At 74.1% G+C, this 16,722-nt stretch carries 16 protein-coding genes; 9 read left to right on the top strand and 7 right to left on the bottom strand.

The features are described 5' to 3' along the window. Window positions 1-49: 49 nt before the first annotated feature. Window positions 50-805, bottom strand: a complete 756-nt coding sequence (locus CP973_RS09420; protein ID WP_244409354.1) for a superoxide dismutase family protein — start codon at window positions 803-805, stop codon at window positions 50-52. 296 nt (window positions 806-1,101) lie between these two features. Between CP973_RS09420 and CP973_RS09415 the strand changes: the two genes are divergently transcribed. Continuing rightward, entirely contained in the window at window positions 1,102-1,761 is a 660-nt protein-coding gene (locus CP973_RS09415; protein ID WP_150239228.1) for a DedA family protein, read from the top strand. A 262-nt stretch (window positions 1,762-2,023) separates the two neighbouring features. Further along, window positions 2,024-2,572 (top strand): GNAT family N-acetyltransferase, encoded by a 549-nt coding sequence (locus CP973_RS09410; RefSeq protein WP_150239226.1) that lies wholly within the window; start codon window positions 2,024-2,026, stop codon window positions 2,570-2,572. 80 nt (window positions 2,573-2,652) lie between these two features. Here CP973_RS09410 and CP973_RS09405 read toward each other — a convergent pair whose 3' ends face one another. Then, on the bottom strand, window positions 2,653-3,594 hold the full coding sequence (locus CP973_RS09405; RefSeq protein ID WP_150239224.1) for a universal stress protein: 942 nt from the start codon (window positions 3,592-3,594) through the stop codon (window positions 2,653-2,655). A 147-nt stretch (window positions 3,595-3,741) separates the two neighbouring features. Here CP973_RS09405 and CP973_RS09400 point away from each other — a divergent pair, with 147 nt between their 5' ends. Both CP973_RS09400 and CP973_RS09395 read left to right on the top strand, forming a co-directional pair. Then, a complete protein-coding gene (locus CP973_RS09400; protein ID WP_150239223.1) occupies window positions 3,742-5,010 on the top strand; it encodes a methyltransferase in 1,269 nt (422 codons plus the stop codon). Window positions 5,011-5,020: 10 nt separating this feature from the next. Next, entirely contained in the window at window positions 5,021-5,680 is a 660-nt protein-coding gene (locus CP973_RS09395; protein ID WP_150239221.1) for a nucleoside/nucleotide kinase family protein, read from the top strand. A gap of 157 nt (window positions 5,681-5,837) precedes the next feature. Here the strand turns inward: CP973_RS09395 and CP973_RS09390 are convergent, their stop codons facing one another. Next, the gene (locus CP973_RS09390; RefSeq protein ID WP_150239219.1) at window positions 5,838-7,529 is read right to left on the bottom strand and encodes a glycosyltransferase family 39 protein; all 1,692 of its coding nucleotides are present in this window, start codon (window positions 7,527-7,529) and stop codon (window positions 5,838-5,840) included. Between the two features lie 261 nt (window positions 7,530-7,790). On the opposite strand from CP973_RS09390, the gene CP973_RS09385 reads away from it, so the two are divergent. The 4 genes from CP973_RS09385 (at window position 7,791) to CP973_RS09370 (ending at window position 11,742) form a co-directional block, all read left to right on the top strand. Further along, window positions 7,791-9,083 (top strand): glycosyltransferase 87 family protein, encoded by a 1,293-nt coding sequence (locus tag CP973_RS09385; RefSeq protein ID WP_244409353.1) that lies wholly within the window; start codon window positions 7,791-7,793, stop codon window positions 9,081-9,083. A 146-nt stretch (window positions 9,084-9,229) separates the two neighbouring features. Continuing rightward, the gene (locus CP973_RS09380; protein WP_150239217.1) at window positions 9,230-9,859 is read left to right on the top strand and encodes a MarR family winged helix-turn-helix transcriptional regulator; all 630 of its coding nucleotides are present in this window, start codon (window positions 9,230-9,232) and stop codon (window positions 9,857-9,859) included. Between the two features lie 19 nt (window positions 9,860-9,878). Next, window positions 9,879-10,769, top strand: coding sequence for an alpha/beta fold hydrolase (locus CP973_RS09375; protein ID WP_150239215.1), 891 nt, complete (start codon window positions 9,879-9,881; stop codon window positions 10,767-10,769). Between the two features lie 157 nt (window positions 10,770-10,926). Beyond that, window positions 10,927-11,742 carry a PE-PGRS family protein gene (locus tag CP973_RS09370; RefSeq protein ID WP_150239213.1) on the top strand — a complete coding sequence of 272 codons (816 nt, stop codon included), beginning with the start codon at window positions 10,927-10,929 and terminating at the stop codon, window positions 11,740-11,742. A 318-nt stretch (window positions 11,743-12,060) separates the two neighbouring features. On the opposite strand, the gene CP973_RS09365 is transcribed toward CP973_RS09370, so the two are convergent. Then, window positions 12,061-12,258 carry a zf-HC2 domain-containing protein gene (locus CP973_RS09365; protein ID WP_150239211.1) on the bottom strand — a complete coding sequence of 66 codons (198 nt, stop codon included), beginning with the start codon at window positions 12,256-12,258 and terminating at the stop codon, window positions 12,061-12,063. Between the two features lie 61 nt (window positions 12,259-12,319). Here CP973_RS09365 and CP973_RS09360 point away from each other — a divergent pair, with 61 nt between their 5' ends. Beyond that, entirely contained in the window at window positions 12,320-12,922 is a 603-nt protein-coding gene (locus tag CP973_RS09360) for a sigma-70 family RNA polymerase sigma factor (protein ID WP_150239209.1), read from the top strand. Window positions 12,923-13,050: 128 nt separating this feature from the next. Here CP973_RS09360 and CP973_RS09355 read toward each other — a convergent pair whose 3' ends face one another. The 3 genes from CP973_RS09355 to CP973_RS09345 are packed head-to-tail and all read right to left on the bottom strand — an operon-like array spanning window position 13,051 to window position 16,558. Next, complete coding sequence (locus tag CP973_RS09355; RefSeq protein WP_150239207.1) at window positions 13,051-13,578, bottom strand: copper chaperone PCu(A)C; 528 nt, start codon at window positions 13,576-13,578, stop codon at window positions 13,051-13,053. Beyond that, complete coding sequence (locus CP973_RS09350; RefSeq protein WP_244409352.1) at window positions 13,575-16,322, bottom strand: heavy metal translocating P-type ATPase; 2,748 nt, start codon at window positions 16,320-16,322, stop codon at window positions 13,575-13,577. Before CP973_RS09350 ends, CP973_RS09355 begins: the two co-directional genes overlap by 4 nt. After that, window positions 16,319-16,558 carry a hypothetical protein gene (locus CP973_RS09345; RefSeq protein ID WP_150239205.1) on the bottom strand — a complete coding sequence of 80 codons (240 nt, stop codon included), beginning with the start codon at window positions 16,556-16,558 and terminating at the stop codon, window positions 16,319-16,321. The genes CP973_RS09350 and CP973_RS09345 overlap by 4 nt, the downstream gene beginning before the upstream one ends. Window positions 16,559-16,722 lie beyond the last annotated feature (164 nt).

Genomic DNA, 16,722 nt, shown 5'->3' with positions numbered 1-16,722 from the left:
GGCCCCCGGAGTCTTCCGGGGGCCGCCGCCGCTTTTCCGGGAACCCCGGTCAGAAGGTCTTCTTCAGCACGCCCGCGACGGCCTTCCCGGCCTCCTTCGAGTTGTTGAACGGCACGGTGTAGCACGCCACCACCCGGCCGGCGGTCCCCGCCACCCCGGGCCCGGTCGCGGTGCGCCGCTCGTGGATCGCCACCGAGCGCGCCTCGCCGGGCCGGAAGTTCCAGGCGTGCCGGGACTCGGCCGAGCCCTCGCCGTTCGCGTTGGTCGTGAAGTCGAGCCAGACCTCGTTCTTCGGGTTGGCGTAGGCCGGGTCGACGGACGGCGTACGCGGGTCCTTGCGGTGCTGGTAGTGCCCGCCCGCGTCCGTCGGGCGGACACCGCAGGCGCCGGTGTGGACGTGCGCCCCGTAGGTGCGGTTCGCCGGCAGGTCGGCCACCCGCAGGCCGACCCGGGTCTGCTTGCTGTCGGTGCGCTCGCTGACCGTCACATGGGAGCCCACGGGCACCAGCTTGGGATCGTAGGTGAGCGCGCTGCTCAGCATCTGGGCGTTCGGCCGCGCGAACTGCGCGGCGATCGTCACGGAGTACTGCGGGTCGACGGTGTTCTTCTGGATCTTGTCACCGTCCGCCGCCACGGCCGCCGGGGCGAGCAGGAGCGCGCCCGCCGTGGCGAGACCCGCCGCGCAGGCGCCCGCCGCCTTGGCGGCCGTCCGCACCCGCGCCGCGCCGCCCCCGGCCCGTGCCCCGTCCGCGACCGGTTCCGTCCCGCTGTCCGACGTCGTCGATGACTCCCTCAACGTCTGCATCCATGTCTCCATTCGTGTGCCGTTCCGCTCCGGAGCGCCCTGCTCACGCGATCACAGAGCGCACATTCCGGCATATGTCGTTCCCTGAGCCGCGCTCTTTTGCGCCACGGCCGCAGCAGACGGGTGACGGCGGGGTCCGGGACGGTTCCGGGCCGGTTTCGAGGCGGTGTGAACCCAACAACACCGTGCGCCCCGGAACGTCACCGTGCGCCCGCCAGGCGTACGCTGTATGGCGGTACAGCCGCCCCAGCCGCCCGATGCGACGTCGCGGCAGGGGTCCGGACGGGAGAAGGACGTTGTTGGAAAGCCTGGGGTCGTTGAGCGACACCCCTTGGGTCTACGCGATCGTCGGACTCTCCGTACTCCTCGACGTCTTCGTGCCCATCCTGCCCAGCGGCGTCCTGGTGATCACCGCGGCCACCACGGCGGCGGGCACCGACACCGCGGCCGGCGCCGTCTCCGGCGCGGTGCGCGGCGATGTGCACATCACCGAGATGCTGGCCCTGGTGCTGTGCGCCGCGACCGCCTCGGTCCTGGGCGACCTGGTCGCCTACCGGCTCGCCTGGCGCGGCGGCGACCGCTTCGACCGCGCCATCGCCCGCTCCCGCCGGCTGGCCGCGGCCCAGGAACGCCTCGGCGCGGCCCTGACCCGGGGCGGCGGCGGCATCGTCGTACTGGCCCGCTTCGCGCCCGCCGGACGCTCGGTGGTCAGCCTGGGCGCGGGCGTCGCGCACCGTACGGCCCGGGAGTTCCTGCCGTGGTCCGCGCTGGCCGGGCTGGCCTGGGCCGCGTACGGCGTGGCCCTGGGCTATGTGGGCGGGCAGTGGCTGGGCGCGTCGTGGATCAGCACCGCCGTCTCGGTGTTCGCGCTGTTCGCGGCGGGATCGGCGGCGGTCTTCCTGATGCGGCGGCCGGAGCGCCGGGCGGCGGCGTTCGCGGCGCCGGGAGCCGACTGACCCGCGGCCGCGCGGGGGGCCAAGGCCGCGGGGACCGGAGCCGCGCGGTGCGACGAGGCCGCTCGGTGCGACGGGTACCGGCCGTCAACCGGCCGACCGAATTCCGCCCAGAACACGGAGGGGCGGGGTGAAGTGGTCTGGGCAGGGCGAGGTGGACCACGGGTCGGGGTGGACGCGGTGAAACGGGCCGGTCGGGGCGGGGCGGCCGGTGGCCGGGGAAAACCCGGGGCGGATTGTCAGACCCCGGTGCGACCATGACGGCATGAGCGATTGGCAGTGCCGCCCCGAGACTCCCGAGGACATCCCGGCCGTCCGCCGGGTCAACCTCGCCGCCTTCGAAACCTCCGGCGAGGCCGACCTCGTCGACGCGCTGCGGCGTGACCCGGCGGCCTGGCTGCCGGGCCTGTCGTACGTGGCCGTGCCCGCCGCCGAGGTCACCGCCGAAGCCGCGGGCTCCGGTCCGGCGCCCGCTCCCGTCGCCGCGTACGCCCTGCTCACCCGCTGTCACATAGCCGGCGAACCGGCCGTCGCGCTGGCGCCCTGCGCCGTACTGCCCGCGTACCAGAAGCAGCGCGCGGGCAGCGCCGCCATCCGGGCGGTGCTGGACGCGGCCCGCGCCGCCGGCGAGCGGACGGCCATTGTGCTGGGGCACCCGTCGTACTACCCCAGGTTCGGCTTCGAGCCCGCCTCCCGCTTCGGCATCCTGCCGCCCCAGGAGTGGCCGGACGAGGCGTTCCTGGCGCTCTCCCTGGACGGCGGCACGCCCCCGCGCGGCACGGTGCGCTACGCGGAGGCGTTCGGGGTCGGCTGAGGGATTTTCCGGGACCGCGCATGGGCCCCGGGTGCCTGCTCCTCCCCGCCCTTGCCGTCGGCCTGCTGCTCGCCCTCGCCCTACCGCTCTTCGGCCGCCTTGCCCGGCTCCCCGGCCCGCTCCGGCTCCTCCGGTACGACCGCGATCGGGCAGACCGCGTGCAGCAGTACGGCATGGGCGACCGAGCCGAGCCGGCGGCCGATCGGCAGGCGCCTGCGGTGCCGGGCGACCACGACCAGGTCACTGGCCTTGGACGCCTCGACGAGCTGTCCGGCCGCGTCCGCGTTGCGCAGCTCGACCGTCACCGGCACCTCGGGGTGCCGTTCGCGGTGCGGCGCGAGCGTCCGCGTCAGCTGCTCGGACAGCGCGTTCTCGTACTCCTGCTGGGTGCCGTCATAGGCCGCGATGTATTCGAACGACGGCGGGGTCATCATCGGCCAGGAGAAGCCGGAGACCACCAGCAGGCGCGCGTCGCGGCGGCTCGCCTCGGCGAACGCGAAGCCGATCGCGCCGGGCTCGTCGGAGGAGGCGTCGACACCCAGCGTGACCTGCGGCGGGGTGGGGCGCGGACGCTCGCCGTCCGGGCCCCGCTCCGCGTCCCCGCGGTCCGGGCGGGGGACCACCACGACGGGTCCCTCCGAATGCGCGGCGCACGCCATGCCGTTCGAGCCGAGCAGCAGGCTGGCGAAGCCGCCGCGCCCGCGCGAGCCGAGCACGAGCAGCTGCGCCTCGGCGCCGAGGGCGGGCAGCAGCGTGTCGGTGAGCCCGCTGAGGCTGCGGAATTCGACGCCCGGCAGAGCGGCCGTGTCGGCCCGCCCGTCCAGCGTCTTGCGCAGTTCGTCCAGGACCGGGTCGCCGATGCCGGATTCGGCCGCCGCGCGGCCCTCCGTGGTGACGTACGGCCAGACGTGCACGATCTGGAGCGGCGCGGAGCGCAGCCGGGCCGCCTCGATCGCCCAGCGCAGCGCCCGTTCGCTGTCGGGGGATCCGTCCACCGCGACAATGACCGGCAGGGTGTCCATGTACGCCTCCATACGACCAACAGCGTGTGCTATGCCCAACTATTTCCATACTCCTACTCCGCGCAGCCCCGGCGACAGGGGACGAAGGTCCCCGCCGGACACGGAGTAGAGTCGAACGTCACTTCTCAGCCCCTTACCTGGGACGCAATGAACACACTTCAGGCCCCGCAGTCCGTCGCGTGGACCGAGGCCGGCGCGGCCCGCTCCGCGCGCTGGCGTTCCGAGAGCGGCGCGCCGCCGCCCCGCCGGATCGCCGTGGCGGACGACCGTACGAAGGCCGACGACGCCTACAAGCTCGCCTGCGAGGGCACCGCCCTGCTGTGGCGCGGCGACTTCCACAACGCCCGCCAGCTGCTCACGGCGCTGGCCCGCCGCATCGACCGCCGGCCCCGCAAGCGGCCGCCGACCGACCCCGCGCAGGCCTTCCACCAGCACCGGGCCGCCCAGAACCAACGCGCCCGCATCCTGGGCATGCTGCTGGTGTCCCTGGAGCCCGGCTACGGCCTCGCGCTGCGCCGCGCACCGGACGTACGGGAGGCGTGCCTCCAGGCGTACGGCCCGGAGGAGGATGCCGGGGCGGCCGGACAGCACACCAGCGCCGATCCACACACCGGGGCCGACCCACACACCGGGGCCGACCCGCACACCGGGGCCGCTTCCCCCGCCCTCCCCCAGCTCGTCTCGTTGCGCGAACTGCTCGGCGTGATCGGCGCGTACGAATGGCGCAGAAACGGCGTCGCGATACCGGCGCTCGGCGGCGACCGCGTCCACCCGTATTACGGCGTCTTCTCGCCGGTGCGCGGCGAGTACGTGGATCTGGTGGCCGAGGCCCCGCTGCCGTCCGCCCCGGGCCCGGCGTTCGACATCGGCACCGGTACCGGCGTGCTGGCGTCGGTGCTGGCGCGGCGCGGCGTGTCCCGGGTCGTGGCCACCGACCAGGACCCGCGGGCGCTGGCCTGCGCGCGGGAGAACGTGACCCGGCTCGGCGTGGCCGACCGGGTGGAGGTCGTGGCGGCCGACCTGTTCCCGGCCGGGCGCGCGTCCCTGGTCGTCTGCAACCCGCCGTGGGTCCCCGCCAAGCCCACCTCCCCCGTCGAGTACGCGGTCTACGACCCGGGCAGCCGGATGCTCCGCGGCTTCCTGGACGGTCTGGCCGCGCACCTGGTCCCGGGCGGCGAGGGCTGGCTGATCATGTCGGACCTCGCGGAACTCCTCGGGCTGCGCGCCCGTACCGAGCTGACCGACGCGTTCGCGGCGGCGGGCCTGACGGTGCTGGACCGCCTGGACATCCGGCCCCGGCACGGCCGCTCCCGCGACCCCGACGACCCCCTGCACGCGGCCCGCGCGGCCGAGGTGACCTCGCTGTGGCGCCTGGGCGCGGCGCACCCGGCCGAGGGCATACGCGACGAGCCGTAGGAACCACGACATGGAACCGCAGCAACTCACCGCACGTGCCCGGCGTCTCGCCGCCACCGCCGGCCCGGACCGCCGCCGGCTGCTCGGCATCACGGGGCCGCCGGGCGCGGGCAAGTCCACCCTGGCCGCCCATCTGGTGTCCGAACTGGCCGGGGCGGCGGCGCTCGTCCCCATGGACGGCTTCCATCTCGCCGAGGCGGAGTTGCGCCGCCTGGGGCGTACGGACCGCAAGGGCGCCCCGGACACCTTCGACGCGGCCGGGTACGCGGCCCTGCTCGCCCGCCTGCGCTCCCCCGCGCCGGACACCGTCGTCTACGCCCCGGCCTTCGACCGCCGCATCGAGGAGCCGGTGGCCGGCAGCATCCCCGTACCGCACGATGTGCCGCTCGTCGTGACCGAGGGCAACTATCTGCTCCTCGACGACCCCGCGTGGGCCCGGGCCAGGGAGTGCCTGGACGAGGTCTGGTACGTGGAGCTGGACGACGCGGAACGGGTACGGCGCCTGGTCGACCGGCACGAGCGCTTCGGCAAGCCCCGCGCGCGGGCCGAACGGTTCGTGCACACCTCGGACGAGGCCAACGCCCGCCTGGTGGCGGCGGTACGGGAGCGCGCGGACCTGGTCATCAGTTTCCCGCCGGACGCGGCGCCGGTGCCGTACGACGCCGGGTGAGCCTCGGGAGGGCGGTCCGGGCGGCAGGTGACCTCAGGAGGCAGCCTGGGCGGCAGGGGAGTCTCGGAGGCGGGGCGGTCCGGGCGGCAGGGGAGTCTCAGGAGGCGGTCCGGGTGGTGGCAGGGGAGGTCTCTGGAGGGAGCGCGGCGGCAGCGGCTCACCGCACCCTCTCGTACACCTCCACCCGCCGCCCGACGCTGTCCGTCCGTTCGGTGCGCTGGAAGTGGCGGGCCAGGACGCGGAGCTTCTCGGCCTCGCGGGCGGGGGCGGGCCGTGCGGCCCGGCGGGTGTCGGTGACGACCACGATGCGGTGCTCGGCCAGCATGGCCGCGCGTATGTGTTCCGGGCTGCCCTCGACGCCCTTGATGGTGCCGGACGACACCGGGTCCCCGGTCAGCGCGAGGTCCTTCAGGCCGGTGAAGGCCGACGGTGTCACCAGCGCCGTGTCGCGCCGCGCCGCCGGTATGAACAGCACGCCGTCACCGGACCGCGCGCTCGCCGCCACCCGGTGCGCCGCCCGCAGCACGTCGTCCGCCCGGCTCGTCGGCGCGCGCAGGCCGGTCTCCACCGGCAGCAGTGCCGCGAAGCCCAGCGCCGTGACGCCCGCGAGCAGCACCCAGGTACGGCCCGGGAGGGCCTGGACGGCAGCGGCGACGCCGACGCCGAGGAGCAGGGCGAAGCCGATGTTCGTGTAGAGGACGTAGCGGTCGAGGTAGAGCGGCTCCACGAGGACCGAGGCCAGCAGCAGGCCGCACTGCGGCACGACGAGCAGCGGCAGCCCGGCGGAGGCCGGCGACATGGCCGCGCGCCCCCGCCCGGGGTAGGGAACCCGGGCACACACCAGCGCCACGAGCACCAGCACGGCGATACCCAGCAGCGTGGAGACGGCGACCGGTTCGATCCACGACACCTGGCCCGCCTGGGCCCGGCTGGCGTGGATCAGCGGCAGCGCGCCCGCTACCACCACGGCGGCGGCCACCGACCACGGCGCCAGCAGCGGGCGCGCGCCGCGACGGCGGGCGACGAGAACGGTGACGGCGTGCGCGGGCAGGACGAACAGGGAGAACCAGTTCAGCAGGGCCGTGGTCAGCATGACGGCGGCGTAGGCGGCCCAGCGGCCCCGGCCCGCCCGGTCCGCCCGGCCCGGCCGGCCCGGCCGATCGCGCCGCGCGGTTGACGATGCGCTCACCAGGAGCTGGGTGGCCACCGCCGTACCGGCCGTGACCAGAGCGTATGCCCGTCCCTCCTGGGCGTAGTGCTGAATGTTGGGGATCAGCGCGAGGACCAGTCCGGCGGCGAGCCCGGCCCACGGACCGGCGAGGCGGCGCCCGGCCGCGGCGGTGGCGGCAGCGGCCACGACGATCGCCAGCACGGACGGCATGCGCAGCACGGCCGGGCCGGTGCCGAAGACCTCGAACAGACCGTGCATCAGCACGTAGTAGAGGCCGTGCACGACATCCACCTCGCCGAGCATGTGCCAGATCTCCGCCACGGAACGCTGCCCGACCTGCCAGGTCACCGCCTCGTCCCGCCACAGGCTGTCGCTCCGCCGGATGCCCCACAGACCGAGCGCCAGCGCCAGCAGCGCGGGGATCGCCGGGACGGCGAGACGCGCGAGGACAGAGCCGGAGGGTGCGGTGCTCGGGAGCGAGGCGGGTGCGGTGCTCGGGAGCGAGGCGGGTGCGGTGCTGGGGAGCGAGGCGGGTGTGGTGTTTTGTGTGGTGCTGCGTGTGGCGTCTTGAGCGGTGTTCTGTGCGGTGTTGCGTGCGGTGCGCGATGTGGTGCGCTGGGCGGTGCGTTGCGTGGGGAGAGCTGCGACCGGTGGGGCGGGGGCGGCTTCTGCTGGCATGCGGGGACTCTACACTGCACGTATACATTGCATGCATACAACGTGTGCATACACCGCATACATACTTGCGATGTATACACCTCGCGGACACCGGCGACGAACAGGGGCCGTGGGCACCGACGACGGACAGGGGCCGTGGGCACCGACGGCGGACCGGACACGGACCGTCGCCGGCCGCGGACACCGACCGGCCGTACGCCCCAGCGGCCCAGCCGCTCAGCGAGGTGCCGCCCCACCCGGTACGAACGGAGCCCCGGCGCAGTGCTCGACCAGATCACGGACCGGCCGACCGCCCCGGGCATCCGCGCCCGGACCAACAGGTCACCCCTCCCCCTCCTCACCGTCTGGCTGCTCACCAGGCTCTGGCTGGTGCCGACGGCACTGAAGATCAACCCGTTCGCGGGCGGGGGCGGGAGCGGAGGCGGGGCCGGGGGCGGGGGCGGTCTCGACCCGTCCGTGAGCAAGGTCTACACCGCTTGGTACGCGGTCCTGAGCGACGGCAGCTTCCCGCTGCACGACGTGAGCTGGCAGTACCCGCCCGGCGCGGCGCTGCCGATCCTGGCGCCCGGCCTGGTTCCGGGCCTCGGCTACGGCCACGCGTTCATCGTGCTGGCCGCCCTGTGTGATGCCGCGGTCTTCGCGCTGCTCCTGTGGGCGGCGCGGCGGCGCGGCCGTTCCCTGGCCGCACCGTGGCTGTGGACCGCGGGCCTGGCCGTACTCAGCACCATGCCGTGGAACCGGTTCGATCTGCACGTGACCGCCCTCGCGATACTCGCCCTGGTGGTCGCGCCCGCGCGGCACGCCCGAGCGGCCCGGGCGGCCCGGGCCTTCGGGGCGGTGACGGCGGTCGCGGCGGTCGTCAAGGTCTGGCCCGTACTGCTGCTCGCCGGTACGCCGCGGGGCCGCCGCACCCGTACGGCCTGGGTGGCCGCCGCCGTCACCGGCGTGGCCGTGACCGCCGGCTTCGCCCTCGCCATGCCGAACGCCTTCTCCTTCCTCGCCGCGCAGGGCTCGCGCGGGATTCAGATCGAGTCGGTCGGTTCCCTGCCGTTCCACGTGGCGCGGCACTTCGGCTGGAGCGGTACGTGGGCGGCGAAGGACGGTTCGCACGAGTTCGTCGGCCCGTGGGTGCACGGGGTCAGCGCCGCCATGCAGGTGTCGACCGTGCTGGCCTTCGGCTGGCTGCTGTGGTGGCGGCGCCGTTCGGACCGCGCCGCCGCCCACGTACTGCCGGACGCCGCACTGACCGCCACGCTGCTGTTCGTCGTCACCAGCCGGGTCATCAGCCCGCAGTACCTGGTCTGGCTGGTCGGCCTGGCCGCGGTCTGCCTGCTGCGCGGCGACACCACCCAGCGCCCGGTCGCCCTGCTGATCCTCGCGGCCTGCCTTTTCACCACGCTGGACTTCCCGCTCCTCTATCGCGGGCTGCGGGACGACGCGTCCTGGCTGTCCATCACCAACCTGTACGTACGCAATCTGCTGCTGCTCGCCGCCGCCTGGCTGTCCGCCCGCCGCCTGTGGCGTGCGACCGTACCCGCACGCCGGCCCGCCTGAGCAGGCGATATCCGGCGCGAAGCGGGAACTTCGGCGCGCCCTTATCCGTACATTCAACAATCCGCAGATTCCACGCGCAGGGACAGTGCGGCCGCGCCCCGCGTGGCGGCCTTCCCTGATGACACTGTCGATGTCATCATGACACCATGAGTGTCACTGAGGGTGGCGCGGACTCCCCCGAGCGCCTCGCGTACGAAGTGATCCGCCGGCTGTGGCCCCTGCACCGGACGGTCGTACGCGCCGTGGAACGCGAGCTCGCCGGTACGGGCCTGACGGCCGGTCAGCACGCGCTGCTCGACGCCCTCCGTACGCACGGCCCGCGGACCGTACCGGAGCTGGCCCGCGCGCTGGAACTGGACCGGCAGCCGGTGCAGCGCTGGGTGAACCACGCGGTGGAGCTGGGTCTGGCGGAGACCGTCCCCAATCCCGCGCACCGGCGCTCCCCGCTGGTCCGGCTCACCTCCGAGGGCGCCGATGTCATGGGTGCCCTCCAGGAGTCGGAGGCGGCCGGGCTGCGCCGCGTACTGGCCGGGGTGCCGGCCGCCGATGTGGCCACGACCCTGCGCGTACTGGACCGCCTCGGCGAGGAGTTCCGGTCGCTGGGCCGCTCCGGCACCGGACCCGACACCGGACCTGGCACCGGACCCGGCACCGGCCGGTCTCCGGAACCCCTGGAACCCCCAGAGTGCTCAGAGACATCAGAGACATCAGAGAACTCGGAGCCCTCGGCGCCCCACCCGACCCCGGCACCCCACACAGGACGGCACGGAGCATGACCACCCAAGGACACGGAGCATGACCACCCAAGGAATCGAAGGAACCCAGGAATCCGGTGCCTGGCCCGAGACGGAGGTCGAGAACGGCACGGTCCCGGTCGAGAACGGCGAGCTGTTCTACGAGGCCGCCGGCACGGGCCCCGAGGGCCCCTCGGTGGTGCTGCTGCACGGCGGGATGCTCGACCAGCGCATGTGGGACGAGCAGTTCGCCTGGCTCGTGCGCTCCGGCCTGCGCACCGTCCGCTACGACGCGCGCGGCCACGGCCTGTCCTCGACCGTCGACGGCGACTACGCCAACCACGAGGACCTGCGCGTCCTCCTCGACCACCTCGGCATAGCCAGCGCCATCCTCGTCGGCCTCTCGCACGGCGCCCGGATCGCCCTGGACATGGCCCTCGCCCACCCCGACCGCGTCTTCGCCCTGGCCCTGGCCTCGCCCGGGATCAGCGGCCGGGCCTTCACCGACCCGTTCGTCCTGGAGCACATCAAGGGACAGGTGGCCGCCATCGAGGACACGGAGGAGGACGGCGCGGAGCGCTTCATCGAACACTTCCTGCGCATGTGGGTGGACGGCCCGCACCGCGAACCGTCCGCCGTGGACCCCGCCCTGCGCGAGCGGATGCGGGCGTCGGCGGACGCCAACGTGGTCGTGCACGCGGACGGGATGGGCGCCGGGATGCCGATCGAGGTCGGGGCGTACGAGCGGCTGGCGGAGATCCGCGTACCGACCCTGGTCCTGGACGGTGACCTGGACTGCTCCGACATCTCCGCCAACGCCCACGCCATCACCCTCGCCGTGCCCGGCGCCCAGCGGGTGCGGATTCCGGGCGCGGGCCACATGGTCAACCTGGAGAACACGCCGCACTTCGACCAAGCCCTGCACGCGTTCCTTTCCGGTCTGCCGTACTGACCACGCATTCCTTTCCGGCCTGCCGTACTGAACCACGCGTTTCTTTGCGGTCTGCCGTACTGGACGCCGCTCGGGGCCGCCGTACCGGTCCCGTTCGGCCCGCCCTGCCCGCCCTGCCCGTCCGGTGCGTGGGGCGGGGTGCAACGATGAGCGGGTCATGATTGCGGGGCGTGTTCTCAGGGGCTTGCGGGCCGGGGTGTTCGCGGCGGTGTGTGTGCTGCTCGCCGCCCTCGGCCACGCCCTGATGTCCGACGCGCCCGTGCCCGTGTGGGTGGTGCTCGGCGCGGTGGCGGTGACGGCCTGCGGAGCGTGGTGTCTCGCCGCGCGCGAGCGGGGGCCGCTCTTCGTGACCGCGCTGACGCTGACGGCGCAGGCCGTCCTGCACACCGCGTTCTCCTTCGGCCAGTCGGTGGCGGCGGGTCTGTCCGCCGCCGGTGCCGGCGTCGGCGGTGACCAGGTTTCCCTGGCCCAGCGGTGGGCTGCCTCGCTGGTGTGCGGCATGGGCGGGCGCCCGATGCCGCAGCACGACGCCGAACAGCTGCTGAACGACGTGGGGCTGGGGCGGCGGTACGGCGAGGCGATGGCCGGGATGCCCGCCACCCACCACATGCACACCGGGCACGACATGCCCGGCATGCATGACATGACCGGCATGGACGGCAACATGACCGGCATGGACGGCAGCATGACCGGCATGGGTGGCAGCATGACCGGGATGCTCGCGGCGCACGTGCTCGTCGCGCTGCTGAGCGCGTGGTGGCTGTGCGGCGGCGAGCGGGCGGCGTTCCGCGTCGTACGGGCCGTGTCCGTACGGCTCTTCGTACCGCTGGTACTCGTCCTGCGCGCGGTACTGCCCGAACCGCCCCGCCCGGCCCGCCCGGTACGCCGTGAACCGCGGCGGCCCTTGCGGCGGCTCCTGCTCGTTCACGTCATCTGGCTCCGCGGGCCGCCACGGGAGACGGCTGTCTGCTGACAGCACGGTCACACCCAGGGCTCATGCAGAGGGCTTGTCCGGTCCCGCCGAGGACGTACTCCGTCGTGCTGAGGACCCGTCCCGGCAGGCCGAGGACCCGTCCCGTCGTGCTGAGGACCCGTCCCGGCAGGCCGAGGACCTGTCCTTAACAGGCCGAGGAACAGCCCCGTGCGCCGAGGCATATTCCGTCCCGCCCATGGCCCTGGTCCCTGTAATCGTCACCGGTCCGGTCGACGTGCGTTCAGTGCGCGGCGGGCCGGTTCTCCCGAAGGAGCTTTGATGATGACTCCTGTCCCGGCGGGCGGCTGCCGCCGCCGCTCAGGGCCGCTCGCCCTCGCCGTCCGCGGCCCTCGCCGCGCGAATGAGGCGCTGCAACCGGGCTGCTCCCGCCGACCAGCGTCGGCAGTCCACGCACCCCGCCACGTGGGCGTCGAGCTGACCGCCCGTGATGCCCGGCGGCAGCTGTTCGCCGTCCAGGCGGGCGGAGAGGGCGGTTCGTACGCGCGAGCACTGCATGGCCCCATCCTCCCCGAAGTGCGCGGCGCCGGTTCCGCGGCGGGCGGCCGGGAGGTGCGGGGTGCGCGATGACGGCACGGTGACGGCCTGGGCCCTCGCGGCCCGTACCGGGGACGAGGCCGCCGTGGAGCGGTTCGTCCGCGCGACACAGCTGGACGTACGCCGCTACGTCACGCACCTCAGCGGTGACGCGCAGGCCGCGGACGACCTGGTGCAGGACACGTATCTGCGGGCACTGCGCAGCCTGCCCCGGTTCGAAGGGCGGTCGTCGGCGCGTACCTGGCTGCTGACCATCGCCCGCCGGACGGTCGCCGACCGTCTGCGGTCGCTGGCCAGCAGACCGCGGCTCGCCGGTACCGACGACTGGCAGAGCGCGGCGGAGAAGGCGCAGCCGCGCGGCGTGCCCGGTTTCGACGAAGGCATCGCTCTCGCCGAACTGCTGTCGGCGCTGCCGGCGCCCCGCAGGGAGGCGTTCGTGCTGACCCAGTTGTTGGGCCTGCCGTACGCGGAAGCGGCGGCGATCGCCGACTGCCCGGTGGGAACGGTGCGTTCCCGGGTGGCGCGGGCGCGCGAGACGCTGGTTGCGCTGCTGGAGGAGGGGCGGGACGAAGCGGCCGACGCGGCCGGCCCGCCCGCCCGGGCGTTGGCGGGTACGGCCGCCTGAGATGACGGGTTCAGCCGCCTGAAATGACGGGTTCGACCGTCTGAGTTGGCGGTTCGGCCGCATGAACCGGCCGGTGCCCCGGAGTTCACCGGAACTCCGGGGCACCGGCCCCGTCCTGCCAGATTGCGTTACGGTTCCAAACGCCCCGGCCGTACGGCCACTGCCTCGGCCTTCACGGGCCCGCTGTCGCGGAAGTGCAGCGTGAAGACGACCCGGTCACCCGGTGCGAGCCGCGGCGGCGGGCTGACCATGACGTCCAGATCCGTGGGCGTCATACGCAGCGCGCCGCGCGCCGGAACGCTGACGGCTCCGGCCATCTCCATCCGGTGCGCCCCCTCGGCGACCTCGACATCGCGGCCGACCATGGCCTGGTGTCCGGCCGGGCCGGTGACGCCGGTCAGCTCGTCGGCGGTGGTACCCGTGTTGCTGATGGTGAAGAAAGCGGCCGTGGCTTCCGTGTTGGAGGGGACGAGGATGCGGCCCTCGGTCACCCGCAGTTCGGCGGGGGTGCCCGCATTCCCGGCGAGGGCCCAGGCGGTGAGGCAGCCGAGCGTGAGGACGCCCGCGATGAGGGGCGCGGCGGCGGAACGTAGGGCGGTGCGTGCGGCGGATGGGGGCGCAGGTCGTTCCGGGAGGCTGCGGGCGGAGAGGTTCACGCGTTCTCCCGGGTCGCGAAGGAGATGGCGCGGGGGTCGGCCGTCTCGCGCCCGACCACCCTGTGCCTGTCCGTCTTACGTCTGTCCGTCTTACGTCCGTCCGCCCCGCGTCCACCCGGCCGCCACGCCCGCAGCCGCAGGCTGTTGCCCACCACCAGCAGCGAACTCGCGGACATCGCGGCAGCCGCGATCATCGGGTCCAGCCGGCCGACGGCGGCGAGCGGCACGGTCACCAGGTTGTAGCCGAAGGCCCACACGAGGTTGGCGCGGATGGTGCCCAGCGTGCGCCGGGCCAGCCGTACGGCGTCCGGTACGGCCTGGAGGTCGTCCCGCAGCACGGTGACATCGGCGGCGCCGATCGCGGCGTCCGTACCGCTGCCCATGGCGATGCCGAGATCGGCATGGGCCAGGGCGGCCGCGTCGTTGATCCCGTCACCGACCACGGCGACCCGGCCGCCCTGCTCCTTCAACGTGGTGACCAGCGCGGCCTTCTCCTCCGGAAGGGCGTTCGCGTGGATCTCCGTGATGCCGAGGTGTCCGGCGACCGCGCGGGCGGTGGCCGCCCGGTCCCCGGTGGCCAGCACCGGCCGCAGGCCCAGGCGGCGCAGGTGGTCGACGGCCCGGTAGCAGTCGGGCCGCAGCGTGTCGCCGACGGCGACGACGGCCTGCGGGGCACCGTCGACCGTGACCAGTACGGCGGTGTGCCCGGCGTCCTCGGCCGTACGGACCGCGCCCGCGAGCGCGGCAGGCAGCTCCGTCAGGTCCCCGGGCCGCCCCACGGTCACCGTCCGCCCGTCCACCTCGCCGGTCACGCCGTACCCGGCGGTCGCGGCGAAGCGACGGACCGTGGGGAGCGGCCGGTGGTCGCCGAGGGCCGCGCGGCGCGTGTCCCCGTACGCGGTGATGGCGCGCGCCAAGGGGTGTTCGGAACCGTGCTCGACGGCGGCGGCCAGGAGGACGGCCTCGTCGGCGGTCGCGCCCGCCGTCTCCTCGGCAGCGCCCACCGCGGCCCCGTTGTCCGTACGCGCCGCCAGGGCCTTCGTATCCGTACGCGCCGCCGCCGACCCCGTGTCTGTACGCACCGCCGCGGACCCCGAGTCCATACGCACCGCCGCCGACCCCGTGTCTGTACGCACCGCCGCGGACCCCGAGTCCGTACGCGCCGCCGCGGACCCTGTATCCGTACTCCCCGTCACGGCCACCACGGTCATCCGCCCGGTGGTCAACGTCCCCGTCTTGTCCAGCACCAGGGTGTCGATGCGCCGCAGCCGTTCCAGGGCCCGCGGCCCGCTGACGAGGATGCCCAGCTGCGCGCCCCGGCCGGTGGCGGCCAGCAGGGCCGTGGGCGTGGCGAGTCCGAGCGCGCAGGGGCAGGCGACGACCAGGACGGCCACCGCCGCGGTCACCGCCGCCTGCGGGTCCGCGCCCGCGCCCAGCCAGAAGCCGAGCACGGTCACGGACACCGCCAGCACGGCTGGCACGAAAACCCCGGCCACCGCGTCGGCCAGGCGCTGGACCCGGGTCTTGCCGGTCTGCGCCTCCTCCACGAGGCGGGTGATCCGGGCCAGCCGGGTGTCCGCGCCGACCGCGGCGGCGCGGACTTCAAGGAGCCCGCCCGCGTTCACCGCGCCACCGACGACCGCCGAGCCCGGACCCACCTCCACCGGACGGCTCTCCCCAGTGACCAGGGACAGGTCGAGTGCGGAACTGCCGTCGACCACCGTGCCGTCGGTGGCCACCCGCTCGCCGGGACGGACCAGGAACCGGTCACCGACCTGGAGGTCGGCCACCGGGATCCGGCGCTCCACAGTGGCGGCGGTGGTACCGGTGGCGGTGGCAGCGGTAGTGGCGATGGCACCGGTGACGGCAGTACCGGCGTCCGTGGCGCCGTCCGTACCGTCACCGGCCGGAACCCGTACGGACACGTCCTTCCCGACCAGTTCGGCCAGCGCACGCAGCGCCGACCCCGTACCTCGGCGCGCCCCCGCTTCCAGCCGCCGCCCGGCCAGGACGAACAGCGGGACGCCGACGGCCGCCTCCAGATAGCTGTGCGCGGTACCGCCGCTCAGGAAGAGCGCGTACGCGGACCAGGCGAACGAGGCGGCCACGCCGAGGGAGACCAGCGTGTCCATGGTCGCGGCGCCGTACCGCAGGCCGCGCGCCGCGCGGAGGTGGAAGGGCAGCGCGCCCCACACGGCGACCGGCGCGGTCAGCGCGAAGCAGAGCCACTGCCAGTTGCGGAACTGCCAGGCCGGGACCATCGACAGGATGATCACGGGGACGGACAGGAGAGCGGTGACGAGGAGGCGGTTGCGGTCCGCGTCCGTCGGCTGCTGTTCTTCGGGGGGCTCGGGAGGCTCGAAGGGTTCGGGGGTCTCGGGGGGCCGGGTGGTTTCCGGTACGGGTTCCCTCGCCGCCTCCCGTACCGACTCCGGTGCCGACGCTGGAGCCAGTGCCGGTGCCGGAGCCGGAGCCAGTGCCGGAGCCGGAGCCAGTGCCGGAGCCGGAGCCGGAACCGGAGCCGGAGCCGGAACCGGTGGCCGGGCGGTGAAGCCCGCGGCCTCCACGGTCGCCACGAGATCGCTCACGGAGAGCGTGGCCGGGTGCTGGACACGGGCCTTGCCGGTGGCGAGGTTCACCGTGGCGGTCACCCCGTCGAGGCGGCCGAGCTTCTTCTCGACCCGGTTGACGCAGGCGGCGCAGGTCATGCCGCCCACCGTCAGCACGGTGACGCGCTCGCTCATCCCATCCCGCCCATGCCGTTCATGCCGTTCATGTCGTCCATGCCGTCCATCCCGCCGCCGTCAGCCGGTTGTTGGGGAGCACCTGGGGCCCGGCCGTCCGGCCGCATCCCCGGCGCCACGGGCCCGGCGGCCGCCCCCGCCCCGTACGCGCACACGAACAGGGCGACGAGCAGCGCCACGAACCCGAGCACCGGTTTCGCGGGCAGTACGGATGACAAGCGCCGGACGAGAGACATGGCCGCTCCGATACACAGACGGAAGAAGGAAGGAGAGGGCTGGCAAGGACAGGGAGGGCAACGAGGCAGGGAGATAAGGGAAGGCGGGAGAACGGGTTACGGCGGCGAGCGCAGCGCGAGACGGCAGCCGCGCGAAACGCGCTGCTCGGCGCAGCCATCGTGGC

Origin of the sequence: Streptomyces albofaciens JCM 4342 (genome assembly GCF_008634025.1) — a bacterium.
GTDB lineage: Bacteria > Actinomycetota > Actinomycetes > Streptomycetales > Streptomycetaceae > Streptomyces > Streptomyces albofaciens.
This window is presented reverse-complemented; position numbering and strand designations above follow the sequence as displayed.

What these genes read in the sequence shown, in the direction of transcription:
- CP973_RS09395 (WP_150239221.1), top strand. Translation starts at nt 5,021, where the DNA reads ATGGAACCGCAGCAACTCACCGCACGTGCCCGGCGTCTCGCCGCCACC.
- CP973_RS09405 (WP_150239224.1), bottom strand. Translation starts at nt 3,594, where the DNA reads ATGGACACCCTGCCGGTCATTGTCGCGGTGGACGGATCCCCCGACAGC.
- CP973_RS09345 (WP_150239205.1), bottom strand. Translation starts at nt 16,558, where the DNA reads ATGTCTCTCGTCCGGCGCTTGTCATCCGTACTGCCCGCGAAACCGGTG.
- CP973_RS09420 (WP_244409354.1), bottom strand. Translation starts at nt 805, where the DNA reads ATGCAGACGTTGAGGGAGTCATCGACGACGTCGGACAGCGGGACGGAA.
- CP973_RS09370 (WP_150239213.1), top strand. Translation starts at nt 10,927, where the DNA reads ATGATTGCGGGGCGTGTTCTCAGGGGCTTGCGGGCCGGGGTGTTCGCG.
- CP973_RS09380 (WP_150239217.1), top strand. Translation starts at nt 9,230, where the DNA reads ATGAGTGTCACTGAGGGTGGCGCGGACTCCCCCGAGCGCCTCGCGTAC.
- CP973_RS09350 (WP_244409352.1), bottom strand. Translation starts at nt 16,322, where the DNA reads ATGAGCGAGCGCGTCACCGTGCTGACGGTGGGCGGCATGACCTGCGCC.
- CP973_RS09375 (WP_150239215.1), top strand. Translation starts at nt 9,879, where the DNA reads ATGACCACCCAAGGAATCGAAGGAACCCAGGAATCCGGTGCCTGGCCC.
- CP973_RS09365 (WP_150239211.1), bottom strand. Translation starts at nt 12,258, where the DNA reads ATGCAGTGCTCGCGCGTACGAACCGCCCTCTCCGCCCGCCTGGACGGC.
- CP973_RS09410 (WP_150239226.1), top strand. Translation starts at nt 2,024, where the DNA reads ATGAGCGATTGGCAGTGCCGCCCCGAGACTCCCGAGGACATCCCGGCC.
- CP973_RS09390 (WP_150239219.1), bottom strand. Translation starts at nt 7,529, where the DNA reads ATGCCAGCAGAAGCCGCCCCCGCCCCACCGGTCGCAGCTCTCCCCACG.
- CP973_RS09400 (WP_150239223.1), top strand. Translation starts at nt 3,742, where the DNA reads ATGAACACACTTCAGGCCCCGCAGTCCGTCGCGTGGACCGAGGCCGGC.